Annotated in this window: 9 protein-coding genes, 1 rRNA gene and 1 pseudogene; 1 reads left to right on the forward strand and 10 read right to left on the reverse strand. The window is 39.3% G+C overall.

Annotated features, from left to right (window positions below):
* Positions 1–146 precede the first annotated feature (146 nt).
* Positions 147–1,118, reverse strand: a complete 972-nt coding sequence (locus ACKI4H_RS10740) for a DUF6160 family protein (RefSeq protein ID WP_407305600.1) — start codon at positions 1,116–1,118, stop codon at positions 147–149.
* A 257-nt stretch (positions 1,119–1,375) separates the two neighbouring features.
* Here ACKI4H_RS10740 and pabB point away from each other — a divergent pair, with 257 nt between their 5' ends.
* Entirely contained in the window at positions 1,376–2,713 is a 1,338-nt protein-coding gene (gene pabB, locus ACKI4H_RS10745) for an aminodeoxychorismate synthase component I (protein WP_407305602.1), read from the forward strand.
* Between the two features lie 22 nt (positions 2,714–2,735).
* On the opposite strand, the gene hisC is transcribed toward pabB, so the two are convergent.
* The 9 genes and pseudogenes from hisC to rrf form a co-directional block, all read right to left on the reverse strand.
* The gene (gene hisC / locus ACKI4H_RS10750) at positions 2,736–3,824 is read right to left on the reverse strand and encodes a histidinol-phosphate transaminase (RefSeq protein WP_407305604.1); all 1,089 of its coding nucleotides are present in this window, start codon (positions 3,822–3,824) and stop codon (positions 2,736–2,738) included.
* 135 nt (positions 3,825–3,959) lie between these two features.
* Positions 3,960–5,264, reverse strand: a complete 1,305-nt coding sequence (gene hisD / locus ACKI4H_RS10755) for a histidinol dehydrogenase (protein WP_407305612.1) — start codon at positions 5,262–5,264, stop codon at positions 3,960–3,962.
* A gap of 195 nt (positions 5,265–5,459) precedes the next feature.
* Positions 5,460–6,155 carry an ATP phosphoribosyltransferase gene (gene hisG / locus ACKI4H_RS10760; protein WP_131268816.1) on the reverse strand — a complete coding sequence of 232 codons (696 nt, stop codon included), beginning with the start codon at positions 6,153–6,155 and terminating at the stop codon, positions 5,460–5,462.
* The gene (murA, locus tag ACKI4H_RS10765; protein WP_407305606.1) at positions 6,155–7,411 is read right to left on the reverse strand and encodes a UDP-N-acetylglucosamine 1-carboxyvinyltransferase; all 1,257 of its coding nucleotides are present in this window, start codon (positions 7,409–7,411) and stop codon (positions 6,155–6,157) included. Before murA ends, hisG begins: the two co-directional genes overlap by 1 nt.
* A gap of 6 nt (positions 7,412–7,417) precedes the next feature.
* Positions 7,418–7,669: a BolA family iron metabolism protein IbaG gene (ibaG, locus tag ACKI4H_RS10770; RefSeq protein WP_004650949.1), complete on the reverse strand. Its 252-nt coding sequence runs from the start codon at positions 7,667–7,669 to the stop codon at positions 7,418–7,420.
* Positions 7,670–7,810: 141 nt separating this feature from the next.
* The gene (hpf, locus tag ACKI4H_RS10775) at positions 7,811–8,143 is read right to left on the reverse strand and encodes a ribosome hibernation-promoting factor, HPF/YfiA family (protein ID WP_407305608.1); all 333 of its coding nucleotides are present in this window, start codon (positions 8,141–8,143) and stop codon (positions 7,811–7,813) included.
* Positions 8,144–8,315: 172 nt separating this feature from the next.
* Positions 8,316–9,770 carry an RNA polymerase factor sigma-54 gene (locus tag ACKI4H_RS10780; protein ID WP_407305610.1) on the reverse strand — a complete coding sequence of 485 codons (1,455 nt, stop codon included), beginning with the start codon at positions 9,768–9,770 and terminating at the stop codon, positions 8,316–8,318.
* Between the two features lie 332 nt (positions 9,771–10,102).
* Positions 10,103–11,029 (reverse strand): annotated as a pseudogene (locus ACKI4H_RS10785) (IS30 family transposase).
* 209 nt (positions 11,030–11,238) lie between these two features.
* Positions 11,239–11,353 (reverse strand): 5S ribosomal RNA (rrf, locus tag ACKI4H_RS10790).
* Positions 11,354–11,510 lie beyond the last annotated feature (157 nt).

Genomic DNA, 11,510 nt, shown 5'->3' on the forward strand with positions numbered 1-11,510 from the left:
ATTTTAGAGTAGATACTCTACTTCCCTGTTCTAGCAAGATACCTTTTTTTCAAAAAAAAAACAGTATTCTTTTTATTTTTTGCAAAATTTAACAATATTTATGTAAAAAAAAGCGCGTGTAAACACGCGCTTTTTGACCCGGAAACTTAGTGACCGCGGATTGTGATAATCGCACCCTGAACATATTGACCCTGAGCTGGGCTAAAGTAAGTTTGCATACCTTGAACTTCCATATCACCAATAGAAGCAGCAGCTTTGCTACCCAAATGAATACCTTTGACGTAAGTATCGTGTGCACCGCTTGTGCTTACGATACGTACATAACCTTTATCAGCACCTTCTTCACCAAATACACTGATGCTTTGGTTCAATACTAAGTCACGGCTATTCGCATCTGCCACTTGAATACTATCAAGATGGATCACACCTGCTGCGCGTGTTGTAGTTTTGGTTGAGTTATCCAGAATACCCAAATCTGTAATCGTTAAACCACCGACCATGGTTGCATTCAATTTAATCATTGCGCCCTGTGGTGCAGCACCCAATTGAATGTTTGCAGCCATTGGACCTGTTTTAATTGAAAGACCAGTTAAGATCGCATTTTCAGTACCTTGACCACCACGACGGATTGTTGTTGCATCTGCAGCAGGTACATCACCAGATGCTACAACACCAATTTCACCGATGTGAATATCTAAACCAGATACTTGCGCAGCAATGTTAATGAATGGGTTACCACCACCTGCATCGGAGTCAATTTGCAAATCAGCTAAGTTACGTGAAGCCAGTAAGTAAGCACCACCATTGTCATAGTTTGCGCCAATCACAATACCGTTGGTTGCTGTAATACCTGTACCAGTACCTTTAATATAGATTGCACCTGCTTCACCTGTACCACCAAAACCCGCTTGACCCGCAGTAAGACTACCTGCAGCTAAACCGTCATTATCGTGAATGAATAGTTTTTCGATTTCGATTTTAGAAATACCAATCCCGATGCTAATACCATCTTGACCAGTTGTAGCACCCAATGAAGCATCATCCATTGCTTGCATTGCCATCGCATTTGCGCTAATTGCCAATGAAGAAACTAAAGCAAGTTTAGTAAATTTTTTCATTTGTACTCTCCCAAGAGTATTATTTTTTTGATTGTGAACCACTCGATATTCCATGTTGTTTTTTGTTTTTAGACAACAATGGAGTCTTTCCTTGAGCAGTCTGTTTGCCCTACTTAAGGTATATGGGAGTCATTTTTTGTTCAACTGTTGTTGATCGTAATTCATATGTTACCGACAAACGGTATTTACAGTTTTTATGCATAAATATTGTTATAGAATAGATTATCTCTGTATAGCCTTTTATAATTTAACATCGTATGAATAATCCGGTTATTTTTCAAAAACTGTTGACTGAACAATGGCTTAGTACGGCTCAAATATTGTCTGCTTTATCGCATCTTAGTCATCTGATTTATTTAAAAAATGTAACCCAACCTGTGATCGCTTTTTTTGCATCTGAATATATGCTTAAACAAGGTGATATCACTGAAAATTTCCAACGAATTTCACTGCATCAATATCAAAAAAAATCGCAATCTATTCATTTCAATAGCTTTTTCAAAAAAAATATTCAAAATCATTCTTCTGATTTTAACGGCGGATTAATTGGCTTTGTCGGTTATGATCATGCAGCCCAACAACAGGTTTCGATTAAACAAAAAAATCAACCTGCCTTATTTCTAGGCATTTATCGTAGTTATCTTAAATTCACCCCTCAGGGTTGGACTTTTTTTAGTGATGAAGATGAGGCGGAAAGTATTTTTCAAGCTATTCAGCAGGCAATACACAATAAAAAGCATTCCTGTTTTTCGCTCGCTCAACCTTGTCGCGCGCGTTGGAATAAAAATGAATATGTGACTGCTTTTAACAAAGTTCAGGACTATATTAAAGCCGGTGATTGCTATCAAATTAATCTGACTCAAGAATTTATAGCAAATGCTCACGGATCCTTATTGGCTACGGCTGAAGAATTCTGGAAACTCACCAATGCTCCTTATTCAGGTTATTTAAAGATTAATGACTTCGAACTATTGAGCTGTTCACCTGAATTATTTATTAATTTTGAAGCGAATCGAAAAATTGTCACTCGTCCAATTAAAGGCACAATGCCCCGTTATGCTGACCCGGAACGAGATGAACAATCGAAACACAAGCTGATGCATTCTAAAAAAGATCAGGCTGAAAATGTCATGATTGTTGATTTACTACGCAATGATTTAAGTATTTATGCAGAAACAGGTTCGGTAAAAACACCTCAACTTTTTGAAATTGAATCTTTTAATCAGGTTCATCATATGGTGAGCGAAGTCACAGCTACATTAAAGCAAGATATCAATCCATTTGATGTCTTGATGTCTGCCCTGCCCGGAGGTTCGATTACGGGTGCACCAAAAATTCGTGCAATGCAGATTATTGATGAAATTGAAGGTGCGCCACGTGGTGCTTATTGTGGATCGATGGGTTATTTTAATTTTGATGGCACAGGTTGTTGGAATATTTTGATTCGCTCCATCCAAAAATACCACGATGAAGTGTCTCTATGGGCAGGTGGTGGAATCACCATTGCCTCAGATTGTGATGCAGAATATCAGGAATGTTTTGATAAAGTTTCTGCCATGCTTGATTTGCTCAATACATGGCAGAAAGAATCTTAACTCAAGCTCTTCTTAAAAGAATTTAAGCCAAGATGTCATTTTTTAAAGTATCAACAAGACGTTGATTTTGCTCATCTGTACCAATCGTAATTCGTAGATACTGATTGATACGGGGTTTATTAAAATAGCGTACAATAATGCCGCGTTCACGTAATTCAGCCGCTAATTCGCCTGCATCTTTATTAGGGAGTGATGCGAAAATAAAGTTGGCTTTCGAAGGCAAAACCTTAAAACCAATTGCTTCTAAATTAGCAACCAACTTTTCACGACTATCAATAACTTTTTGGCATTGTGCTTCAAAATAGGCTTGATCTTCAAATGAAGCTACGGCAGCAGCAATGGCAAAACGATCTATCGGGTATGAATTAAAGCTATTTTTTACCGCTTCAAGCGCAGCAATTAAATGGGGTTGAGCAACGGCAAACCCCACCCGTAAACCCGCAAGGGAACGCGACTTAGAGGTGGTTTGACATACCACCAAGTTTTCATATCTAGCTACTAGACTGACCGCAGATTCCGCCCCAAAATCGACATACGCTTCATCAATCACCACGACTGAATCAGGATTTGATTGTAGTACTTCTTCAATTGCAGATAATCCTAATGCAATACTGGTTGGCGCATTTGGATTGGTGATAATGATGCCGCCATTGGCTTGTTTATAATCATCTACCACAATTTCAAAAGCATTATTGAGGGGTAAGACTTTGGTCTTCACCCCAAAGAATTGACTGTAAACCGGATAAAAACTGTAGGTAATATCTGGATAAAGTATGGGCTGCTCTTGCACAAAAAATGCTTTGAAAATATGTGCGAGCACTTCATCTGAACCATTTCCGACAAAGACATTGCTGACATCAATATTTTGTTGAGTTGCAATAGCCTGTTTTAATGCCGACGCATCTGGATCTGGATATAAACGTAACACATCAGCTGAATTGACTAATAGCGCTTGTACCGCATCCACCACTTTTGGAGAGGGTGGATACGGGTTTTCGTTGGTATTAAGCTTTAATAAATTTTGAATTTTCGGTTGTTCACCCGGTACGTAGGGTTCTAATTCACGTACTTCAGGACTCCAAAAACGCATTTGTTCTGCTGTAACATTCATTTTGTATTCTCTTTAAACCCTCTCCTAACCTCTCCCAAAGGGAGAGGAATTTTCATTACTAAAGACACAAGATTTTTTGTGGTTTAATTTCCCCTCTCCTTTTAGGAGAGGGTCAGGGAGAGGTTGTAATTCTATTTATGGTTGATAGCGGTAACGTGCTGAACGTGCATGCGCATCCAGGTTTTCTTGCTGCGCCAAGACATCCGCGGTTTTCGCCAAAGTCTTCACACCTTCTTGTGAGCACATGATCAGGCTTGAACGCTTTTGGAAATCATAGACACCAAGTGGCGATGAAAAACGTGCTGTACCTGAAGTTGGCAAGACGTGGTTTGGACCCGCACAGTAATCACCAATCGCTTCAGGCGTATAACGTCCCATGAAAATTGCGCCGGCATGGCGAATCTGCTCAGACATCTCTTGTGCTTCATCCAAGCAAAGTTCTAAATGTTCAGGCGCTACTTGGTTAATTAAATCAATGGCTTCTTGACGGTCTTTCACCAAAACTAAAGCACCGCGGTTAGCAATAGACGTACGCGCAATCTCTGCTTTCGGCAAGGCTGCCAAATGCTCTTCAATCGCTTGCTCAACTTCATTTAAAAGCTGTTCATCGGGTGTGATGAAAATGGCTTGAGCAACCGTATCATGTTCAGCTTGGGATAACACATCCATTGCCAACCATTTCGCGTTATTTTCGCCTTCAGCATAAACCAGAATTTCAGAAGGACCTGCAATCATGTCAATACCGACTTGACCAAATACCGCACGTTTTGCCGCTGCAACAAAGCGGTTACCTGGACCGGTAATTTTATCCACACCGGGAACGGTTTCTGTACCGTAGGCCAATGCTGCTACAGCCTGTGCACCACCAATGGTGAATACACGGTGTACACCGGCCAAATAAGCCGCCGCTAATACCAGTGGATTCAACTCGCCATTAGGGGCTGGAACCACCATAATAATTTCAGCGACACCCGCAACATGAGCAGGTACGGCATTCATCAGCACTGAAGATGGATAAGAAGCTAAGCCACCCGGTACATAAATTCCAACACGATCAAGCGGTGTAATTTTTTGACCGAGTGTATTGCCCAAGGCATCGATATAAGTCCAGCCATCCTGCTTTTGTGCTTGGTGGAATTCACGAATCCGATTTGCAGCCAATTCTAAAGCTTCACGAACGTCGTTATCCAAGCCTTCAAAAGCAGATTTGAGCTGCTCTTGAGTAAGTTCAAGATCTGAAAACTGATGCGCTGGATGTCGATCGAACTGTTGAGTGAGTTTAAGAACATGAGCATCACCATGCTGACGCACATCAGCAATGATTTGGTCTACGGTTTTTAAAAGTTCAGGATCACTAACTGTCTCAAAAGCCAACAAGTCAGCAAAGGCTTGCTTAAAGCTTTGATCTTGGGTCGATAAACGTCGCATCAATTTACCCATAAGGTTTGAATTCGAAGGCTTTAGTTTACCCGTTTTCATGCGCTTTGTCGGTAGCTATAATACGGTATCAGTATCAGTTTTATTGAAATTAACTTTCGTTAAGATTGATGAAAACATTGAAGGTTTACAGTTTTTTCTCAGCCATAAAAAAACCGCCACAGAATGACGGTTTTTCAAATTTGCATGCAGAGATGCTTATTTGTTGCTTTCGCGTTCTTCAACGGCTTTTTCAAGCTGTGCCAGAATCGGGTTCAATAAAGTCTGCTTACGTTTGAAGCTGGCTTTATTCACAATCAATCGAGAAGAAACTTTACAGATCTCTTCAAGTGGTTCAAGACCATTGGCACGTAGTGTATTACCAGTATCAACGACGTCGACAATGTAATCACCCAAACCAACCAATGGTGCAAGTTCCATCGAACCATAAAGTTTAATCACATCAACCTGCTCACCTAAGCTTGCATAGTATTGACGGGTTAAGTTCACATATTTGGTCGCAATTTTTAAACGGCCTTTGGGATGAACCATACCGACTTTACCTGCTGTCATTAACTTACAGTTGGCAATTTTTAAATCGAGTGGTTCATACACATTTTGTGCGCCATGTTCCATCAACACATCTTTACCGGCAACACCTAAATCAGCTGCACCATTTTCAACATAAGTCGGAACATCTGAGGCACGTAAAATTAAGATACGGACTTGCTTATGTGTCGTTGGAAAAATTAACTTACGTGATTTATCTGGATCTTCCAGTAAGTTAATTCCTGCTGTTTCAAGCAATGGTAAAGTTTCTTTTAAGATACGTCCTTTGCTTAATGCTAAAGTTAAACCATGATCAAAATTGCCCATTACGTCAAAGTTTGGATCATCGTTTCTCATATCACTCATTAACTTACTCGCTTAATTTGGGCACCTAAACCCTGTAACTTGGCTTCAATTTCTTCATAACCGCGGTCAATATGATAAATACGGTCAATCAATGTTTCCCCATCTGCAGCTAAAGCTGCAAGAACCAAAGAGAATGAAGCGCGTAAATCGGTTGCCATCACTGGCGCTGCAGAAAGTTTTTCTACACCCGTCACCACAGCATCATTACCTTCAACCTGAATATTTGCTCCCATACGAGAAAGCTCCGGCACATGCATAAAACGGTTTTCAAAAATCGTTTCAGAAATGGTGGCAAAACCACGACCAATGGCATTTACCGCCATAATCTGCGCTTGCATATCGGTAGGAAATTCTGGATGTGGCAAGGTCTGGAAGCTGACTGCTTTCGGACGTTTACCCATCATGTCGAGTTCAATCCAGTCATCACCACGGGTCACTTCCGCACCCATTTCTTCAAATTTGTCTAAAACAGATTCGAGCAATGATGGATCAGTATGTGTGGTTTTGATTTTACCGCCAGTGATGGCAGCAGCAGCCAAGTATGAACCTGTTTCAATACGGTCAGCGACCACGGCATATTCACAGCCATGCAAGCTTTCCACACCCGTTACAACCAGTGTGTCGGTATCCAGACCTTCAATTTTTGCCCCCATTTTAATGAGCATTTGCGCAAGGTCAGTAATTTCTGGTTCACGTGCAGCATTACGGATAGTAGTAACACCCTCGGCTAGAACCGCAGCCATGAGAATATTTTCAGTACCGCCCACAGTCACCATGTCAAAGACAACTTCGCCACCTTTTAGACGACCGTCAACTTTGGCATGCACATAACCATTTTCCACTTCAATTTCAGCACCCAAAGCTTCTAATGCTTTTAAGTGTTGATCGACCGGACGTGAACCAATGGCACAACCACCTGGAAGCGATACTTGTGCACTACCATAGCGCGCAAGTAATGGGCCAAGCACCAAAATTGAAGCACGCATAGTTTTTACGAGTTCATAAGGTGCAAACTGATTATTCAATGTAGAAGTATCAGCTTTAACCGTGTCACCTTCATAAGTCATTTGAATACCTAGGCCAGCAATCAATTGCACTAGCGTATTTACGTCTTTCAGGTTAGGCACATTGGTTAAGGTGGTCGGGGTATCTGCAAGAATCATCGCTGCAAGTAAAGGCAAGGCTGCATTTTTCGCACCAGAAATACGCACTTCACCTTCGAGCTTAACACCGCCCTGAATTAAAAATTTATCCATTTAGTTCTAAGCTCCGAATAAGCTTGCTTTACGCCATTCTTCTTTGGTCATTGCACGAATAGTTACCGCGTGGACTTCACCGCTGGCAATATATGAATTTAACGGAGCATAAACCGTTTGTTGACGTGCGACTGGGCGCTTGCCTTCGAATTGTTCATCGACTATTCGCAGATCAAACTTACCGCCTTGCCCACTAACTGCAACTTCAGCCTCTGGAAAAGCAGCTTTTAAAATTTCAGTGAGCTGTTCACTATTCATCACAACGACCTCTTATAGGACCAACGGTGTAAAAACCTGCCATTTTACTATAAATATGAAAAATAAATCATTAACGCATAACATTTTATATATATAAAAAAAGAGGTCTTAAAAAAAACCTCTTTTTGTTTATAAATCAAGCTATGCAATTAAAGATGGATACTCCATTTGCATTTTCCGATGTTTATGTAATTGTCTTTTTAGCTTTTCTGTTAGTTTCTTAATCGCAGCATACATATCATCAGCGCTGGCTTGAGCAAACATCTCAATTCCCGGTAAACGAATAATAGCTTCAGCAATATGATTATCACTGCCTTTTTTAGAAAATTTATCTATCTGATGATCTTTTGAAAGTTTGACCTGCATACTATTTACTTGATCTAAATGTTTGATCATTTGGGTAAATCTAAGGCGAATATTTTCTTCAATTGCAGGGGTAATGGTCAAATGATGACCACGAATTGTTATTTGCATAGTTCTATCCCTCACCTTCTTTTAGGATTCGAAAAGAATAGCCAAGCCGACCTAATGACAGCAAAAATACAATCCTGCACCTTCAACATTAAATCATTTCAACTATTCCTTAAATAAAAAGAGATTCATTATGTTGTCATAATGAATCTCTAGAATAGCCACAGTTTAAAATTTAGATCAAGACTTTTCGTTCAGAAGATGATGGAATATGTAGCGACTCCCGATATTTAGCCACTGTTCGACGGGCGACATCAATCCCCTCTTCTTTCAATAAATTGGCAATGATATTGTCTGATAAAGGTTTGCGTGGATTTTCTTCAGAAACCAACTTTTTAATTTTGGCACGAATGGCAATAGAAGATGCTTCACCACCCGAAGTTGTCGCCACATGACTGGAAAAGAAATATTTCAACTCAAATAGACCGCGTGGTGTCAGCATAAACTTATTGGTGGTTACACGCGATACCGTAGATTCATGCAATTCTACTTCTTCGGCAATATCACGCAGCACCAAAGGTCTCATCCCTTCTGCACCAATTTCTAAAAACATTTTTTGATGTTCAACAATACAGGTTGCGACTTTTAACAAAGTTTTATGCCGCTCATCCACACTCTTAATAAAGTTTTTGGCATCTAGCATTTGATTGCGCAGATATTGATTATCAGTGCTTTGATCAGCACGCTTAATCATATTGGCATAAAAAGAATTAATGCGTAATTTCGGCACGATATCGGGATTTAACTGCACCTGCCAATGATGATTTTTTTTCATCACCACAACATCTGGAATTTGATAATTAGAATCTTTTTCCTCAAACTCCATGCCCGGATAGGCTTTTAAGGTTTTTAACAAATCAACTGCACATTTCAGCTGATCAGGATTCAAACCTGTTTGTTTAACCAGTTTCGGCAATTCATTGGAAATCAATAATTCATAATGATTCAATAATGTTATTGCTTCACGACGATATGCGGTTTGCGCAGGTAGAGTATCCAACTGCACCAATAAACATTCAGCTAAATTACGAGATGCCACACCAGGAGGATCAAGCCGCTGAATATGTTTTAAAACTACAACTACCTCATCATCCTCAACCTCATCATCATAATCCATGGATTCCAATAAATGCTGTACAGATGCAGTTATTTCAATAATTTCAGCATCTAAAAATCCTTTTTCATCTAATGAGTCAACAATACAATGTGCAATCAGTTTATCGACTTGTGAAAAATGCAATAAATTAATCTGTTCAAGCATATGCTCTTTTAAGCTTAAATGACCTTGACGATTATCTTCACGTTCTTCATATTCAGGTGAACCCAGACTTGTTGGCTGATGCGTATAAACATCATCCCAATCGGTATCGACCGGTAAATCATCCGGTAAAGTATTGGCATTTAATTCATTGGTTAGGTCTTTATTATCATATTCTTGCTCTTCTAAAGAAGAGAGACTTTCAATATTTGACTGGTCTTCTATTTTTTCTAACAAAGGATTACTATCGAGTTGAATTTGAATTTCTTGCTCAAGTTCTAAACTGGATAATTGAAGCAAACGAATGGCCTGCTGCAACTGCGGTGTCAACGACAAGGAGTTTGCAACTCTTAATCCAACCGATAACTTCATTCTTAAAGTTCCTCATAATTCTGCGACTTATAAGCAATTTTTATGCCGCTTTCAAAGTTTATAGCACGAAATTATTAAAAATCCTACAATTTTTAAAGTATTAAACATGCGGTTGTCCTAAAAATAAAGATAAGGAATCCTCAAAATTGAAATATATTTTTATTTAGTCTATAAATTTTCACAAATAATATTTTTAGCATGCACATACCTCCCACTGAGAAAGATAGCTTTCTTATTATTAAAATTTAAAATGTTTAATGAATCCCACTACTACGTATAATAATTGCTCTTGTAATATCTTGAGTTATCTCATAAACCAACACATGACGGATTTAAACATGAGTTGCGACAGTTCTGATAGCTTGATGAGAATCAACAAGCTGATTAAATTTTTCTAATGGTGTTAATCAATCTAAAGCTTTTCTTGGTCGGGTGTTCAATGACATTGCTACTTGATTTAAATATCCCTGATCTGCCTGATTTAAGTCAATACCTTTCGGTAAGTACTGCCTAATGAGCCCATTCATATTTTCGCATGTTCCTTTTTGCCAAGGTGAGTGTGGATCACAAAAATATACTTCCAGCCCTAAATCCTGCTCAAGTATTCTATGTTTGCTCATTTCCCGCCCACGATCATAAGTCAGGTTATTTCTTAATTCAGGTGGTAAATATTTTAACGCTTCCGTTAAAGCCAAGCGCACTGACTCTGCTTTTGCATCAGGTAGAGTTGCCAATATACAAAGTCGTGTATTATGTTCAATCAGTGTAGCTATTGCACTTCTATTATCTTTACCCTTGATTAAATCAGCTTCCCAATGCCCAGGTATTTTTTGTTCCTCAACCTCAGAGGGTCGTTCATGAATGGTCTTAATATCTTGTAATATTGAATCTTTTTTAGCTTCACCCTTTGCTTTACGCTTTTTATTTTCATGTCTAAGACAAGACAGTAAATCTTTAAATCTTTCTTGAGTTTCACCTTTAGGCAAAGCCCTAATGGTTGAGTAAATCGTGGTGTGACTGACATGCATTGTGTTATCCAAATCAGGAAACTGCTTTATGCACTTTGATATTTGTTCAGGAGACTACAAACATCGTATAGCTTCAACAATAAACTTCCATAGTACAGATTGGATATTAATCTTACGATGACCTCTTCTACGAAGAGAGAATGAAATTTGAGATGTGGTCATTGCTCGATAAGGTCTAGATATCGTATTACGCTTTAGTTCACGATAAATCGTACTGTGATGCCTGTTAATTTGTTAGCCAAATGTTCGAGGAGAAAATTCTGGCTTGTTTATTTCAAGCATTAATGCTGTTCGTTCTTCAAAACCAAGATGTTCATATGACAAGTTGACACTCCTTATTTAGCTCATACAATTATTACCTATCATTATTGATTTTTCTATTTATTCCCGCGCATAAAAAACCCCCTCTGCCTATGGCGGAGGGGGTTTTGGAATTAATGAGCTGGCGATGACTTACTCTCACATGGGTAACCCCACACTACCATCAGCGCAAAGAGGTTTCACTTCTGAGTTCGGGAAGGGATCAGGTGGTTCACTCTTGCTATTGTCGCCAGCACAACTGTTTATGGAGACTTGCTCGGGTCTTATCTTGCGGAACAGTGTTCCTCATGCCGTTGCTTTTTCCAAATCTTGACAGATTGGGCTGTTTGAGTTGAGTATTGTCTAGCGTTTAGTTAACTAAATCAAGTTTTTTGTAGCGATTCAATCGAAC

The organism is Acinetobacter sp. (assembly GCF_045628685.1).
Taxonomy (GTDB): Bacteria; Pseudomonadota; Gammaproteobacteria; order Pseudomonadales; family Moraxellaceae; genus Acinetobacter.